The organism is Massilia sp. UYP32, from assembly GCF_050434365.1.
GTDB classification, from domain to species: domain Bacteria; phylum Pseudomonadota; class Gammaproteobacteria; order Burkholderiales; family Burkholderiaceae_D; genus Telluria; species Telluria timonae.
The window spans coordinates 224,695-239,088 of record NZ_JBNDIK010000001.1 but is presented as its reverse complement, the minus strand read 5'-3'; the positions used below and the strand labels follow the sequence as shown (position 1 = coordinate 239,088).

The following is a 14,394-nucleotide window of genomic DNA, read 5'->3' as shown; positions in this document are numbered from 1 at the left end:
AATGACAACTATCAGCGACAACGTAATACTGAGCGACGTGAACGCCGCCCACCTGGACGCGCTGGAATCGGAAGCGATCCACATCCTGCGCGAAGTGGCGGCCGAATGCAGCAACCCTGCCCTGCTGTTCTCGGGCGGCAAGGACTCGGTTGTCCTGCTGCGCCTGGCCGAGAAGGCTTTCCGCCCGGGCAAATTCCCCTTCCCGCTGGTGCACATCGACACCGGCCACAACTTCGACGAAGTGATCGCCTTCCGCGACGCGCGTGCGGCTGAACTGGGCGAACGCCTGATCGTCGGCAGCGTCGAAGACTCGATCAAGCGCGGCACCGTGCGCCTGCGCAATCCGCAGACGGATTCGCGCAACGCGGCCCAGGCGGTCACGCTGCTGGAGACCATCGCCGAGCACGGCTTCGACGCCTGCATCGGCGGCGCCCGCCGCGACGAAGAAAAAGCGCGCGCCAAGGAACGCATCTTCTCGTTCCGCGACGAGTTCGGCCAGTGGGACCCGAAAGCCCAGCGTCCCGAGCTGTGGGACCTGTATAACACCCGCGTGCACCCGGGCGAGAACATGCGCGTGTTCCCGATCTCGAACTGGACCGAGCTGGACGTGTGGCAGTACATCGCCCGCGAACAGCTGGCGCTGCCGTCGATTTATTTCGCCCACCAGCGCGACGTCATCCCGCGCAACGGCCTGCTGGTGCCGCTGACCCCGCTCACCCCGGCGCGCGAAGGCGAAACCGTCGAAAACCGCACCGTGCGCTTCCGGACCGTCGGCGACATCTCCTGCACCTGCCCGGTGGCATCAAGTGCGGATACGGTGGCCGGCATCATCGCCGAGACCGCCGTCACCGAAGTGACGGAACGCGGCGCGACCCGGATGGACGACCAGACTTCCGAAGCCTCGATGGAAAAACGCAAGAAAGCAGGATACTTCTGATGAACGCCATGACTGAACAACTCAAGCAACAAGCCGGTTCGACCCTGCTGCGCTTCATCACCGCCGGCTCGGTGGACGACGGCAAGAGCACCCTGATCGGCCGCCTGCTGTACGACAGCAAGGGCATCTTCGCCGACCAGCTGGCCGCCGTCTCGCGCGCCAAGCACAAGCGCACCGTGGGCGACACCATCGACCTGTCGCTGCTGACCGACGGCCTCGAAGCCGAGCGCGAACAGGGCATCACGATCGACGTGGCCTACCGTTATTTCGCCACGCCGAAGCGCAAGTTCATCATCGCCGACACCCCGGGCCACGAGCAATACACCCGCAATATGGTCACCGGCGCCTCGACCGCCGACGCCGTCATCATCCTGATCGACGTGTCGAAGGTGAAGCTGGGCGACGACGGCAGCGTCCAGCTCCTGACGCAGACCAAGCGCCATTCGACCATCGCCAAGCTGCTGCAGATCGAGCACGTGGTGGTGGCCCTCAACAAGATGGACCTGGTCGACTACGATCGCAACGTCTACGAGCGCATCGTGGCCGAATACGAGAAATTCGCCGCTTCGCTGGGCCTGAAGGACATCACCGCGATCCCGCTGTCGGCGCTGGCCGGCGACAACGTCGTCGATCGTTCGGAAAAACTCGCCTGGTACGAAGGCCCGACCCTGATCGAGCTGCTCGAGTCGCTGTCGGTCTATGACCAGTCGCACGCCGCGCCCTTCCGCTTCCCGGTGCAGCTGGTGGCGCGCCACAACGGCCACGAGGCGAACGACTTCCGCGGCTATATGGGCCGCATCGAATCGGGCGTGGTCAAGGTCGGCGACAAGCTGACCGTGCAACCCTCGAACCAGAGCGCGACGGTGAAAGAGATCGTCACCTTCGATGGTTCGCTCGAATCGGCCGTGGCCGGCCAGTCGGTGACCCTGGTGCTGAACGAATACGTGGACGTCTCGCGCGGCGACATGCTGGCCGGCAGCGAGCAACCGGCGACCCTGCTCAAGCAAGTGACGGCCGACGTGTGCTGGATGGCCGACGAGCCGCTCGACCTGCGCCGCAAGTACTGGATCAAGCACGGCACCCGCCAGACCGCGGCCAAGGTGGCGCGCCTGGACACCATCCTGGACGTGAACACGCAACAGCGCCATCCGGCCGAAGGCCTGAAGCTGAACGACATCGCGCGCGTGCAGCTGACGGTCCAGCAGCCGCTGGCGGCCGACGCCTACGCCGACATCCGCGCCACCGGCGCCTTCATCCTGATCGACGAAGTCACCCACCAGACCGTCGCAGCGGGTATGATCCGCATCGAAGAGTAATCGTTACAAGAGGACTGTATGGCGGCGCTGGGCAAGGTATATCTCGTGGGAGCCGGTCCCGGCGCGGCTGACCTCATCACGGTGCGCGGCGCGCGCCTGCTGGCCGAGGCCGACGTGGTGCTGTACGACGCCCTCGTCACGCCCGAGATGCTGGCGTTGTGCGCACGCGCAGAAAAGATCTCGGTCGGCAAGCGCTCCGGCCAGCGCTCGACGGCGCAGACCCTGATCAACGAACAACTGGTCGAGTGCGCGAAAAAACATGCGCTGGTGGTGCGCTTGAAGGGTGGCGATCCGATGCTGTTCGGGCGCGCCGACGAGGAATTGCGCGCGCTGGAGCTTGAAGGCATCGAGGTCGAGGTCGTCCCCGGCATCACCACCGCCGTCGCCGCGGCTGCAGCGACCAAGCAGCCTTTGACCAAGCGCGGCCTGGCGCGCAGCGTCGCCTTCTTCACCTCGAGCACGGCGCCGGACGAACCCGATCATCCTGCATTGCCCGAAACCGACACCCTGGTCCAGTACATGGGCGGGCGCGAAGCCGCCGCCACCGCCGAGCGCCTGCTGGCCGAGGGCCGGCGTCCCGACCTGCCGGTGGTGGTGGTGGAAAACTGCAGCCGCGCCGACGAGCGCATCCTGCGCCTGACGCTCCTCGAGCTGGCGCGCGGCCTGGAGCCGGGCCACGGGCCGGTGCTGGTGATGATGGGCGAGGCGCTCGCCAAACGCGAACACCAGGCCTGACGCCGGTCCTTATCCGCCCCACGGCGTGAACGCGATCCCGTCCTGGATCGACCCGATCACCTGCGCCTGGTTTTCCGGGCTCTCGCTGAACTGCACCAGCAATTCCTCGCGCGGCGCGTGATGCGCCTGCATCGCATCGACCCAGAACTGGCGTCCCGCCGCATCCGGCGCGCGGTGCAGCGTGTTCTGGTACAGCAGGTCGACGAATTGCGCATCGCTCGTGTGGGCGCCATACAGGTCGGTGAATTCCTGGCTGCCCGTGAATCCGGCGGCGACCGCCTGCAGGCTCACGCCCCGGTCCATCGCGGCGATCCAGTAGCCCAGCCCCGCCGGGTCGGGCGTGCGGTCGAAGGCCGCCGCGTACAGTCGGTAGGCTTGTCCGGCGACGCCGTCGATGTCGAGCCTGAGCGCCTGCGGCTGCTCCTGTGCCTCCGGCACGGCGCCGGCCAGCACCCGCATCTCGATCCGGGTCTCTATCCGTCCAGCGCCGTCGGCCTGGGTGTCGACCCAGGCCGCGGCGAAGCCGCCGTCCGCCAGCGCGCTCAGCGCCGGGCCGGCCTGGTCGCCCTGGCGCAGCTCGCTGATCGCGAACTCGCGCGCGTCGATCGCCTCGCCCCGGGCGTCGAAGCGGCGTCCGACAATCCCGTTGCCATCGAAGTCGCCCGCCTGCCAGGCCACGACGAAGCCGCCGTCGGCGAGCGCCGTCACCTGGGCGTCGAACCGACCGCCGATGCTGAAGTCGGTGTTGACCTGGGTGATGCCGCCCGCCGGCTGGCCGGCGGCGTCGTAGCGCTGGAAAAAAATGTCGCTGCTGGCGAAGCCGAAGGGGTTGTTGGCATAGCTGTCCCAGGCGACCACGAAGCCGCCGTCCGCCAGCGCGGTCATGCCGGGCAGCGGCGCGCCGGTGCCGGCGCTGGCCGCCATGCCGTCGCCATTCACGGCGACCGGGGCCGCGCCGGCGCGCGCCAGGTAGACGTTGCCGTCGCCGATCTCGCCCCAGGACACGGCGTAGCCGTCGCCGTGCGCCACCACCTGGGGACTGTAGGCCGTGCCAAGCGCGCCGAAGGTCTCGACGGCGCCGCGCGGCGCGCCATCGGGCTCGAACTGGCGCACCGCGACCTGCCCGCCTTCGCGCCAGGCCAGGGCGAAGGAACCGTCCTGCAAACACGCCAGGTCGGGCATGGCGGCGTCCGCATGCGCGCCGGTGTCAAGCCTGTGCGCTTCTCCGATGCCGCCGTCGGCGCCCACGATGCGGTAGGCGATGCCGCCATCCACGCCGTAGGCGAGCACGAAGCCGCCGTCCGCGAGCGCCGCCACTGCCGGCTCGCGCGCGGCGCCGCCGATCCCGGACACGACATCGCCGATCCGGGCCGTCAAACCTGCGCTGCCCGCCTGCCACACGGCGACCAGGCGGCCATCGGCCAGCGTGGTCATGGCCGGATCGCTCGCGGCGCCGTTCGCGCCCGCCGCGAACTCGGCGCCGAAGCCCGCCAGGTCTTGCGTGCGTCCCGCCTCCACCGCATACACCAGCGTCTCGGCGATGCCGAGGCCGGGCAAGGGATTGCCGCGCGCGTCGAGCTGATTGTGGTCGTAGTAGTGCACGGTCACCGAGGTCGAGCGGCCTTCCTCGAGCGAGGCCGCATTCGCCACGATCAGCCGCGCCGATGTGTCGAGCGCGGGATCGTAGGCGATGCGGAACAGGCCGGGCTGCGCCTGACCGTCGATGACCCAACGGCCGCCGGTCAGCGGACCGGTGTCGATGGCGCGCAAGGTGGCGGCGATGTCGCCGTCGTGCAGGGTGGTCAGCAGCGTGTCGCGGTCGTCGACGATGCCGACCGGTGCGTAGTCGAGTTCGGTGCTCATGCGGATATCCTGAAGAAGACTTCAGGCGATCATGCACCAGGCAAGCTGTTCCTGATAGGGCGACGCTAAATATTATGCGGCTTTATGACGGAAAACCAACATATTATTTGAACATAAAGCCGACAAGGCAAATATTAATTGCCGAGGGCTGCCACGCAATAATCGGTCATGGCGCGTTGCACACCCGGGTCTTCGCCTATCGCGCCGACCACGTTCAGGTTCAGGCCGGGATGCGCGGCGCGGATGGTGTCGCACAGGGCCGGCAGGTCGCGCAGCAGGTGGCCGCCCTGCCCCAGGAATACTGGCACCACGGTGACGTGCGCGATGCCGCGCGCGACCATCGCCGCCACCGTGTCCGGCAGGTTCGGCGTCATCAGTTCCAGGAAGGCCAGCGTCACCGCGCAATCGGGCGCCTGCGCCTGCGTGGCGTCGCGCAGGCGCTCGAACGGCGCCGCCCAGCTGGCGGCGCGCGCGCCGTGAGCGAACAGGACCAGGCCGCGCTGGGTCGAATGCGTCATCAGTGCCTTTCCACCCACCATAGCGCCCCGAGCGCCATCAGCAGGAACAGCAGGCTGGGCGCCACCGCCGTCAGGAAGGCCGGCAGGATGGTCAGCACGCCCAGGTGCGAGAACAGTGAATTGATGAGCAGGAAGCTCACCCCGATCATGATGCCGATGAAGATCTTGAGGCTGACGCCGCCGCTGCGCGTGTGCAGGTAGGCGAACGGCAGCGCCAGCGCCATCAGCACGAAGATCGAGAACGGATCGATGACCTTCTTCCAGAACGCGACCTTGAATCGTTCGGTCTCTTGGCGGTTCTCGGCCAGGTGGCGCGTGTACACGGCCAGTTCGGCGGCCGACATGCGTTCGGGGTCGGAGCGCGACACCGACAGGATCTTGGGCGTGATCTCGGAAACGAGCACATAGCTGTCGAGCTTGCGGGTCGAGACCGAGGCCGTTTCCTGGCCATAGGTGCTCTGGATGGTCTGTCCGGCCGGGACCTTTGATCCGGGCGCCGGCAGCTCGCGGCTATTGGCGAACATGGTCTCGGTGACGTCGGAAAGGCGCCAGGTATTGTTGCCGCCATAGGTGCCGCGCGCCGCCGTGACCACCGAGCGCATGCGCATATTGTTGTCGAACTCGTAGAGGCGCACGTCTTCGAGCTGGCCGTCGGCCGCGATGCGGCGCACATTGAAGAAGCGCGAGCCGGTGATGTTGCCGCGCACGCCGTCCGCGTGCACGCTGTCCTTGGTCCACATGCCCGAGCGGAACTCGGCCGACACCGAACCGCCCTTGGCGGTCAGGCGCATGCGTTCGGCGATCGGCGCCGTGCGCGGCGTGATCAGCTCGCCGAACACGAAGGCGACCAGGACGAATACCGCGCCGATCTTGAACAGCATCATGGCGGCCTGGCGGGTCGACATCGACGAGGCGCGCATGATGGTGAATTCCGAGCTCGAGGCGAATTGCGCCATCGTATAGATGGTGCCGATCAGGGCGGCCACCGGCATCACCTGATAGACATTGCCCGGCACCAGCAGCAGCACGTACAACAAGGCGTGCTGCATGCCGAAGTCGTTCTTGCCGACCGACGGCAGGATGCTGGTCAGGTCCATGAAGGCGACCAGGGCCAGGAAGGCGGCCAGCACGAAGGCCACCGCCTGGAAAATATTGACGGCGAAATAGCGTTGGAGGATTTTCATTCCGCGCGCGCCTCCTCGCGCTTGGCGACCGGCGCTTTCTTCAGATGGCGGCGGCGCTTGAAGGCGCTGATCAGGACCAGCGGATGATAACGGTGGTTCACGTTCAGGCGCCATGCGAACAGCCCCACCACTACCAGCAGCGCAGTCAGGTGCAATGGCCACCAACCCATGGCGAAGGCGAGCTTGCCCTGCTTGACGCTGGCCTCCGACAGGCGCACCAGGTTGTTATAGGTGAAGAAGATCAAGAGCGCGACGATCAGGTTGGCCGACGACCCCGCACGCGGATTGACGAAGCCAAGCGGGATCGCCAGCAGCATCAGGACGAGGCAGGTGATCGGCGCCGCGATGCGGGCCAGCAGCTCGGCCTGGGTAAAGCGGTTGGGCGCGACCAGCAGCGCCGGCGTGGACAGCGCCGATACCGGCACGTCGGCGCCGATCATCGGCGCCTGGGTCGCCACGCGCATGCTGTAGCGCTCGAATTCCATGGTCTGGAAATCGGCCTGGCCCGGCACGCCCTCGTAGCGGCGCCCGTTGCTGAGCACCAGGAACTGGCCGCCCTTGCCGTCCGATTCGATCACGCCCTGCTTGGCCACCACCACCGAGTGGCTGTCGCCGTCGACGCCGCCGACGAACACGTTCTGCACCACGGTCGAGCCCTCGGCGCTGCGTTCGACGAAGAACACGCGGTCGCTCGAGCTGGATTCGCGGAACTGGCCCGGCGCCACCCGCTGCAGGTCTTCGCGCTTCTGGAAGCGCTCGACGAATTCGGCGCTCTTCATCTTGGCCCAGGGCGTGACGACGAAGGACAGCGCGCCGACCAGGGCCACCATCGGCAGGCCGAGCGTGAGCACCGGACGGATCCAGCCAAGAAGGGATTGCCCCGACGCGAACCAGACCACCATCTCGGAATCGCGGTAGCTGCGCGTGATGGTCGCGACCACCGCGATAAAGGACGTCAGGATAAGGATGATCGGCAAGAGCTCGGCGCTGCGGAAGACGATCAGCGCCAGCACGTCGCCGGATGCCACCTTGCCGCCCGCGGCCCGGCCGAGGATGGCGATCAGGGTCCAGGTGACGAGGATGGAAAACAGCACCGTGAAAGTGGCGCCCGCGGCGCTCGCCAGTTCACGTTGCAGGGAACGTCGGAAAATCATTCAATAGAGTAGTTATAATTGCAGATTAGGCAGTCCGCCGCCAAACATCGAAACGGAGAACCAAATGGACTTTAGCATAAAAGCATTCGACACAAAAAACACCCTGGCCGCTGCGAAATCCGGCTGCATCGCGGTTGCGGTGTACGAAAACAAGAAACTGTCGGCTGCGGCAAAAGCACTCGATGTGAACGGCGACATCAGCGCGGCGCTCAAGTCGGGCGACATCAGCGGCAAGCCGGGTTCGACCCTGCTGCTGCGCGGCGTGGCCGGCGTGGCAGCTAGCCGCGTGCTGCTGGTCGGCCTCGGCGCCGATGAAGTCGTCAGCGAGAAAAGCTTTGCCACCGGCGTCACCGCCGCACTGAAGGTGTTCTCCACCCTGGGCGCGGCGGACGCCATTATCGCATTCCCGCTCGACAGCGTGAAAGAGCGCGACGCAAACTGGGCGCTGCGCGCCCTGGTGATCGGCGCCAGCGATGCGGAATTCCGTACCGACGGCCAGAAGAGCAAGAAGGATCCGGCCATTGCCGGCGTGCGCAAGATCGTCGTTGCCGCACCAAGCGCCGGCCTGGACAAGGCTGCCCTGACCCAGGCCGCGGCCATCGCCAACGGCATGAACCTGACGAAGGAACTGGGCAACCTGTCGCCGAACGTGTGCACCCCGACCTTCCTCGCCACCACCGCGCGCAAGCTGGCCGACGACTATGGCTTCGACATCGAGGTCCTGGAACGCAAGCAGCTCGAAGCGCTCAAGATGGGCAGCTTCCTGTCGGTGGCCAAGGGCAGCGACGAAGCGCCGAAGTTTATCGTCCTCAAGCACAACGGCGGCAAGGCGAAGGACGCGCCGGTGGTCCTGGTCGGCAAGGGCATCACCTTCGACACCGGCGGCATCTCGCTCAAGCCCGGCCCAGGCATGGACGAGATGAAATACGATATGTGCGGCGCCGGCTCGGTGCTGGGCACCTTCCGCGCCATCGGCGAGATGGGCCTGAAGCTCAACGTGGTTGGCATCGTCGCCGCCTGCGAGAACATGCCGTCCGGCCGCGCCAGCAAGCCGGGCGACATCGTCACCGCGATGAACGGCACCACCATCGAGATCCTGAATACCGATGCCGAAGGCCGCCTGATCCTGTGCGACGCCCTGACCTACGCCGAGCGCTTCAAGCCGGCCGCCGTGGTCGACATCGCGACCCTGACCGGCGCCTGCATCGTGGCCCTGGGCCACCACACCAGCGGCCTGTTCACCCGCGACGACGCCGCCCACGACGCGCTCGCGACCGAGCTGCTGGACGCCGGCAAGCAGGCCGGCGACGTCGCCTGGCGCTTCCCGCTGGGCGAGATCTACAACGACCAGCTCAAGTCGAACTTCGCCGACCTGGCCAATATCGGCACCCCGGGCGCGGCCTCGATCACCGCGGCCTGCTTCCTGGAGAACTTCACCCGCAAGTACACCTGGGCCCACCTGGACATCGCCGGCACCGCCTGGAAATCGGGCGCGAACAAGGGCGCGACCGGCCGTCCGGTGCCGCTGCTGACCACGTTCCTGATGAACCGAGTGTAATTGCCACCTGAGGCGTGTAACGAAGACGGCCCCGCTTGCGGGGCCGTTGTACTTGGTGGGTCAGAATACCCGCGTCTCGAGCGGATTCGCGCCCGCCGCCTCGGGCGGCGGCGCGGACGGCTGCATCACGACGGTCAGGATGGCCGGATAACCATACCCGGCCCCCGAATGGCGGTCGACGAAATACCCGAGACCCGCGCTGATGGCCAGGTTGCCCATCAGGTTGCCGGTGTCGAGCCTGGCCTGGACCACTTCGGCGGCGGTGGCCGCCGAACCCTTCTTGCAGCTGATCGACAGCGGCTGGCTGCTGCGGGTGACGGTCACGCGCCCGGGCGCGATCATGTACCAGCGGCCGACGTCATTGCTGAGGATGCAACCGACCCCGCCGATCTCGCGGTAATCGAGCACGGCGCGCACCTCGAGCTGCTGCACGGGGAAATCGGACATGGTCGCGCATCCGCCCAGGGCAAGGAAGGCGAGAGCGGCGACGGCAAACGGGCGGAATGGAAACGGCATGGCGAGCATCGAGAGGCAGATGCCTCGTTAACGGCAGGGGTGCGCCGTAACTGAAGCCCTGCCCGCTACTCACGCGCGCGGCGCGTCGAGCAGGGTGAAGCGCGGCAGGATCTTGCCGTCGACCGTCACTTCCTCGAAGAAGGCGTCACGGGGCCGTACCCACACGACACCATCCTGGCCGCGATAGACGACCACGGGTGTGTGATCGGCTTCGAGCACTGCTTCGCACACCAGCTCGTAGATGCCACCCTTGTAATGACGGTAACGCGTCGGCATGCGGACGAGGTCAAGCCTTCTCGGTCTCGGCCTTCTGCTTCTTCTTCAGGCCCTGGATGACCTTGAGCACGCCTTCCATGCCGGCGGTTTCGTCCAGTTCGCTGAAGGCGTCCAGCACTTCGTTCAGCACGCGATTGCGCACGGCTGCTTCGTCCTGGGCGATCGCCGGCTTCTGCTCGCCATCCTTGGCGAACTTCGACGGGGCATCGGCGGCGGCCTTGGCGCCATGCGCCAGCGCTGCCTGCCAGATCACCCAACGGCGCTGGGTTTCAAAAACGAGGTATTCCTCGGGCTTGTCTTCGCGGCGGCGAACAATATGACCCTCACGCTGGGCCCACGCTTCAAATGCACTGCGCATTTCTGTCCTTTTTCAAATCTGCGTTCGGATTATTAACTCGTGAAACCGAATATTTCACAATAGTACCACTACCGCGTGTCGATGGCCCTGGACAACTGTGCGGTCCGACCGAACCTGTTTCACGACCCGCTAATGGTACAATGGAAGTTGCCCTCACGCAATTTTATTATTACCGAAAAGCAACAAACTCACACTGCCGAGTTCGTTCACATCAACTCCACTGATCTGGTTTATAGCGCCGACCCGGCAATGGAGCAATACTCTTTGGCAATCTGTTAATCAATTTTATTATCACCTGTTGCGATTTCACCAAGGGACCAGCCTGCATCTCTCTCCCTGGAGAGGGCGGTCGCCCGATGGAACACCGCAAACTCGGTGATAATAGCTCGTTGGCAAGCAACTTGGCCGCACGACAGTATGTTACAGCCAACACTCTACCATGACACACATAGAACAATGAAAATAGTTACCTGGAATGTTAACTCCCTGAAAGTCCGACTCTCGCATCTTCTGCAATGGCTCCACGCCAATCCGGTCGACGTGCTCTGCATCCAGGAGACCAAGCTCACGGATGACAAATTCCCCCTGGCCGAACTGAACGCCGCCGGCTACCAGGTCGCGTTTTCCGGGCAGAAGACCTATAACGGCGTGGCCATCCTGTCCAGGCACCCGATCGAGGATGTGGTCAGGAACAACCCGCATTATGAAGACGCCCAGCAGCGCCTGCTGGCGGCCACGATCCGGGGCGTGCGCTTCATTTGCGCTTACGTGCCTAACGGGCAGGAAGTCGGTTCCGACAAATATGCGTACAAGCTGGCCTGGCTGGACGCGCTGCGCACCTGGGTGGCGGCCGAAATGGCGGCGCACGAGCAGTTCGCGATCCTGGGCGACTACAATATCGCGCCCGAAGCGCGCGACGTGCACGACCCGGCCGAATGGGAAGGCCGCATCCACTTCTCGCTGCCCGAGCGCGCCGCGCTGCAGGAACTGATGGCCCTAGGCCTGTCGGACGCATTCCGCCTGTTCGAACAGCCCGAGAAGCAATACAGCTGGTGGGACTACCGCCAGATGGCGTTCCGCCGCAACCGCGGCCTGCGCATCGATCACATCCTGCTGTCGAAGGCGCTGGCCGAGCGCTGCACCGCCTGCCATATCGACCGCGAGACGCGCAAGTGGGAGCAGCCGTCGGATCACGCGCCGGTGGTGGCGACACTCACGGATTAAGTGCCTATCCCGGTAGCGCGCAGGGTTGGCGGGCTCCCCGCCGACGCGCCCGGCGTGCGCTGGAATCACCCCGCCAGCAACCTGGCCACCTGCTCCGCCGGCAACGGCCGCGCAAACAGATAGCCCTGCGCATACTGGCAGCCGAAGGAGCGCAGCAAGGCATACTGCCCTTCGGTCTCCACCCCTTCGGCCACCACCGACAATTGCAGGCTGCCCGCCAGCGCCATCACCGCCGCCACGATGGCGCGGTCCTCGGTGCTGGCCTCCAGCTCGCGCACGAAGGCGCGGTCGATCTTGATCTTGCGTACCGGGAAGCGCTTCAGGTAGGCCAGGCTCGAATACCCGGTGCCGAAATCGTCGATCGACAGGCGCATCCCCATCGCGTTGATCTGGCGCAGGATCTCCAGCGTCTGGCCGCCGTGTTGCATCAGCGCGGTCTCGGTGATCTCGAATTCCACCAGGCTCGGCGCGATCCCGGTGTCGGCGACGATGGCGCGGATCGAGTCGACCAGGCCCTGGTGCATGAACTGGCGCGCCGACAGGTTGATCGCCAGCGGCACCACGTCCAGCCCCTCGCGCTGCCACTGCACGGCCTGGGCGCAGGCGCTGCGGATCACCCACTCGCCGACTTCCATGATCATGCCGCTCTCTTCCAGGATCGGGATGAACTCGTCCGGCCCCACCAGCGCGCCGCCGCGGCGCCAGCGCAGCAGCACTTCCAGCGCGCTCGGACGGCGCGTTTCGGTGCACATGATCGGCTGGAAATACAGCGCGAACTCCTCGCGCGCCAGCGCGCCGCGCAGGCTCGATTCGAGCTCGAAATGGCGCGCCGCCGCCAGGTTCATGCGTTCGGTGAAGAACTGGTAATTGTTGCGGCCGGCCGCCTTGGCCTGGTACATCGCGGCGTCGGCGTGGCGCATCAGGGTCTCGACGTCGACCCCGTCGTCCGGATACAGGCCGATCCCGATCGAGGGCGAGATGTGCAGGCAGTGGCCGTCGATCTGGCAAGCCATCGACAGCGCGGCGATGATCCGCCCCGCCACCTCGGCGGCATCGTCGCCGCCGGCGATCCCCGGCATCAGCACCACGAACTCGTCGCCGCCGAGACGCGCCACCAGGTCGCTGGGCCGCACCGCCGTCACCAGGCGCAGGGCGACGTCGCGCAGCAGCTGGTCGCCGACCATGTGGCCAAGGGTGTCGTTGATGTTCTTGAAGCGGTCGAGGTCGATGAACATCAGGGCGAGCTTCGCGCCCGCGTGCGGCGCGTCGCCCGCGGCCACGGCGCGCATCGCCGCCTCGAGCCGCTCGGACAGCATGGCCCGGTTGGGCAGCCCGGTCAGGCTGTCGTGGTAGGCCATGTGGTGCACGCGCGCCTCGGCCTGGCGCCGCTCGTTGATCTCTTCCTGCAGCAGGGCGTTGGCGCCGGCCAGTTCGGCGGTGCGCTCGGCCACCCGCACCTCGAGTTCGTCGCGCGCGCGCAGGATGGCGTCGGCCGCCTCGCGCTGGGCGGTGACGTCGTCCACCAGCCACACGCTCCTGCCGCCCGCCTGCGCCAGGTCGAACAGGCGGCCCGACAGGCGCGCCCAGAAGCGGCTGCCGTCGCGCCGCACCATCTCGTGCTCGGCCATGTGGGCCTGGCCCTGGGCGAACTGGCGTCCGGACAGCTCGCGCGCCTCCTTCCAGCTGGCGTGGTCGGGATACAGCGCGCGCACCGCGATGCCGTCCATGCCGCCCGGCGGCGCGCCGAACAGCTCTTCCATCTTGCGGTTGCAGTGCAGGGTGCGCCCCGCCTCGACCACGGCGATGCCCAGCACCGCGTTGTCGAGGATGGCGCGGTTTTCCATCAGCGCCTCGCGCAGCGATTGCTCGTCGCTGCGCTCGCGGGTGCGGTCCTCGAGCATCCAGATCGTGCCCTTGTCGGGGTCTTTCGCGTTGACCTGGTAGCCGATCATCTGGACCCAGGCCGGCGTGCCGTCCTTGCGCACCAGGGTGCGCGAGGTGGTGAACGGCCGGCCCTGGGCCAGCTGCGGATAGGCCTCGGCGCCGAGCTGGCGATAGGCGGCTTCGTCCGGGTAGATCACGCGCGTGGACACCCCGATCGGCTCGCCCTCGCCGTAGCCGAACATCTGGCAGAAGGCGGGATTGGCGCGCCGGATCACGCGGTTGCGCGTGAACATGATGCCGATCGAGGCGTTGGTCATGATCGCCTGCACCTCGCCCGTCGCCTGGCGCGCCTCGGTCACGTCCTCGACGATCCAGATGGTGCCGGCGCTGCGGTTGCCCGGTTCGACCGCGCAGCCGCGCAGCCGCGCCCAGAAGGTGCTGCCGTCGCGGCGCCGGAACTGCTGCTCGGTTCTCTCGAACAGGCCGCCCCGGGCCAGCACCGCGAACGCTTCGCGGATCAGGTCCTGGTAATCGTCGGGCGAGATGCACACGTCCATCGGCGAAATCCGGCCGACTTCTTCCGGCGCGAAGCCGAACATCTCGCCCGCGCGCGGGTTGAAGGAGCGGATCTGGTCGGGCTGGGTGACGGCGATGCCGACCGGCGCGTTCTCGAACACGGCGCGCTGCTCGCGCACCATGCGCCGCAAGGCGGCCAGGTCCGCCAGCTGCGCCGGGTCCGCATCGTAGCCACGGGGCTGCGCAACGTCAGCTAATTGCAGGTTCGAAAATCCATCCATCGGTGGTTGCTGTCGCGGCTAAAGCTCATGGTTGCCTTGGGTTGCCGAGCGGCAACAAGGGCGATCATCATACC

At 66.5% G+C, this 14,394-nt stretch carries 13 protein-coding genes; 5 read left to right on the top strand and 8 right to left on the bottom strand.

Features of this window, described 5'->3' with window-relative positions:
- The first annotated feature begins 1 nt into the window (after nucleotide 1).
- Genes cysD through cobA form a run of 3 tightly spaced genes read left to right on the top strand, consistent with a single transcriptional unit; the run spans nucleotide 2 to nucleotide 2,988 of the window.
- Nucleotides 2–937 carry a sulfate adenylyltransferase subunit CysD gene (gene cysD / locus ABIB42_RS01080; protein WP_005669306.1) on the top strand — a complete coding sequence of 312 codons (936 nt, stop codon included), beginning with the start codon at nucleotides 2–4 and terminating at the stop codon, nucleotides 935–937.
- Nucleotides 937–2,253, top strand: a complete 1,317-nt coding sequence (locus tag ABIB42_RS01075) for a sulfate adenylyltransferase subunit 1 (RefSeq protein WP_005669304.1) — start codon at nucleotides 937–939, stop codon at nucleotides 2,251–2,253. The genes cysD and ABIB42_RS01075 overlap by 1 nt, the downstream gene beginning before the upstream one ends.
- Nucleotides 2,254–2,271: 18 nt before the next feature.
- Nucleotides 2,272–2,988 (top strand): uroporphyrinogen-III C-methyltransferase, encoded by a 717-nt coding sequence (gene cobA / locus ABIB42_RS01070; protein WP_429247733.1) that lies wholly within the window; start codon nucleotides 2,272–2,274, stop codon nucleotides 2,986–2,988.
- A 9-nt stretch (nucleotides 2,989–2,997) separates the two neighbouring features.
- Here the strand turns inward: cobA and ABIB42_RS01065 are convergent, their stop codons facing one another.
- The 4 genes from ABIB42_RS01065 to lptF all read right to left on the bottom strand — a co-directional run bounded on the left by ABIB42_RS01065 (nucleotide 2,998) and on the right by lptF (nucleotide 7,707).
- Complete coding sequence (locus ABIB42_RS01065) at nucleotides 2,998–4,851, bottom strand: DUF4214 domain-containing protein (protein ID WP_429247732.1); 1,854 nt, start codon at nucleotides 4,849–4,851, stop codon at nucleotides 2,998–3,000.
- A 134-nt stretch (nucleotides 4,852–4,985) separates the two neighbouring features.
- A complete protein-coding gene (locus tag ABIB42_RS01060; protein WP_005669298.1) occupies nucleotides 4,986–5,369 on the bottom strand; it encodes a sirohydrochlorin chelatase in 384 nt (127 codons plus the stop codon).
- A complete protein-coding gene (gene lptG, locus ABIB42_RS01055; RefSeq protein WP_005669296.1) occupies nucleotides 5,369–6,553 on the bottom strand; it encodes an LPS export ABC transporter permease LptG in 1,185 nt (394 codons plus the stop codon). Before lptG ends, ABIB42_RS01060 begins: the two co-directional genes overlap by 1 nt.
- The gene (gene lptF, locus ABIB42_RS01050) at nucleotides 6,550–7,707 is read right to left on the bottom strand and encodes an LPS export ABC transporter permease LptF (RefSeq protein WP_429247731.1); all 1,158 of its coding nucleotides are present in this window, start codon (nucleotides 7,705–7,707) and stop codon (nucleotides 6,550–6,552) included. The genes lptG and lptF overlap by 4 nt, the downstream gene beginning before the upstream one ends.
- A gap of 64 nt (nucleotides 7,708–7,771) precedes the next feature.
- Between lptF and ABIB42_RS01045 the strand changes: the two genes are divergently transcribed.
- Nucleotides 7,772–9,265 carry a leucyl aminopeptidase gene (locus ABIB42_RS01045; protein ID WP_005669292.1) on the top strand — a complete coding sequence of 498 codons (1,494 nt, stop codon included), beginning with the start codon at nucleotides 7,772–7,774 and terminating at the stop codon, nucleotides 9,263–9,265.
- 60 nt (nucleotides 9,266–9,325) lie between these two features.
- Here the strand turns inward: ABIB42_RS01045 and ABIB42_RS01040 are convergent, their stop codons facing one another.
- The 3 genes from ABIB42_RS01040 to ABIB42_RS01030 form a co-directional block, all read right to left on the bottom strand.
- Nucleotides 9,326–9,712: a hypothetical protein gene (locus ABIB42_RS01040; RefSeq protein ID WP_184234426.1), complete on the bottom strand. Its 387-nt coding sequence runs from the start codon at nucleotides 9,710–9,712 to the stop codon at nucleotides 9,326–9,328.
- A gap of 138 nt (nucleotides 9,713–9,850) precedes the next feature.
- A complete protein-coding gene (locus ABIB42_RS01035) occupies nucleotides 9,851–10,057 on the bottom strand; it encodes a DUF1653 domain-containing protein (RefSeq protein ID WP_005669289.1) in 207 nt (68 codons plus the stop codon).
- 10 nt (nucleotides 10,058–10,067) lie between these two features.
- Nucleotides 10,068–10,415: a hypothetical protein gene (locus ABIB42_RS01030; protein WP_005669287.1), complete on the bottom strand. Its 348-nt coding sequence runs from the start codon at nucleotides 10,413–10,415 to the stop codon at nucleotides 10,068–10,070.
- A gap of 456 nt (nucleotides 10,416–10,871) precedes the next feature.
- On the opposite strand from ABIB42_RS01030, the gene xth reads away from it, so the two are divergent.
- The gene (gene xth, locus ABIB42_RS01025; protein WP_429247730.1) at nucleotides 10,872–11,639 is read left to right on the top strand and encodes an exodeoxyribonuclease III; all 768 of its coding nucleotides are present in this window, start codon (nucleotides 10,872–10,874) and stop codon (nucleotides 11,637–11,639) included.
- A 65-nt stretch (nucleotides 11,640–11,704) separates the two neighbouring features.
- On the opposite strand, the gene ABIB42_RS01020 is transcribed toward xth, so the two are convergent.
- Nucleotides 11,705–14,320, bottom strand: coding sequence for a sensor domain-containing protein (locus ABIB42_RS01020; protein WP_273028678.1), 2,616 nt, complete (start codon nucleotides 14,318–14,320; stop codon nucleotides 11,705–11,707).
- Between the last annotated feature and the right edge of the window lie 74 nt (nucleotides 14,321–14,394).

Excerpts from the sequence above, each read along its gene's own strand:
- cysD (WP_005669306.1), top strand. The coding sequence starts at position 2 with ATGACAACTATCAGCGACAACGTAATACTGAGCGACGTGAACGCCGCC.
- ABIB42_RS01075 (WP_005669304.1), top strand. The coding sequence starts at position 937 with ATGAACGCCATGACTGAACAACTCAAGCAACAAGCCGGTTCGACCCTG.
- cobA (WP_429247733.1), top strand. The coding sequence starts at position 2,272 with ATGGCGGCGCTGGGCAAGGTATATCTCGTGGGAGCCGGTCCCGGCGCG.
- ABIB42_RS01065 (WP_429247732.1), bottom strand. The coding sequence starts at position 4,851 with ATGAGCACCGAACTCGACTACGCACCGGTCGGCATCGTCGACGACCGC.
- ABIB42_RS01060 (WP_005669298.1), bottom strand. The coding sequence starts at position 5,369 with ATGACGCATTCGACCCAGCGCGGCCTGGTCCTGTTCGCTCACGGCGCG.
- lptG (WP_005669296.1), bottom strand. The coding sequence starts at position 6,553 with ATGAAAATCCTCCAACGCTATTTCGCCGTCAATATTTTCCAGGCGGTG.
- lptF (WP_429247731.1), bottom strand. The coding sequence starts at position 7,707 with ATGATTTTCCGACGTTCCCTGCAACGTGAACTGGCGAGCGCCGCGGGC.
- ABIB42_RS01045 (WP_005669292.1), top strand. The coding sequence starts at position 7,772 with ATGGACTTTAGCATAAAAGCATTCGACACAAAAAACACCCTGGCCGCT.
- ABIB42_RS01040 (WP_184234426.1), bottom strand. The coding sequence starts at position 9,712 with ATGTCCGATTTCCCCGTGCAGCAGCTCGAGGTGCGCGCCGTGCTCGAT.
- ABIB42_RS01035 (WP_005669289.1), bottom strand. The coding sequence starts at position 10,057 with ATGCCGACGCGTTACCGTCATTACAAGGGTGGCATCTACGAGCTGGTG.
- ABIB42_RS01030 (WP_005669287.1), bottom strand. The coding sequence starts at position 10,415 with ATGCGCAGTGCATTTGAAGCGTGGGCCCAGCGTGAGGGTCATATTGTT.
- xth (WP_429247730.1), top strand. The coding sequence starts at position 10,872 with ATGAAAATAGTTACCTGGAATGTTAACTCCCTGAAAGTCCGACTCTCG.
- ABIB42_RS01020 (WP_273028678.1), bottom strand. The coding sequence starts at position 14,320 with ATGGATGGATTTTCGAACCTGCAATTAGCTGACGTTGCGCAGCCCCGT.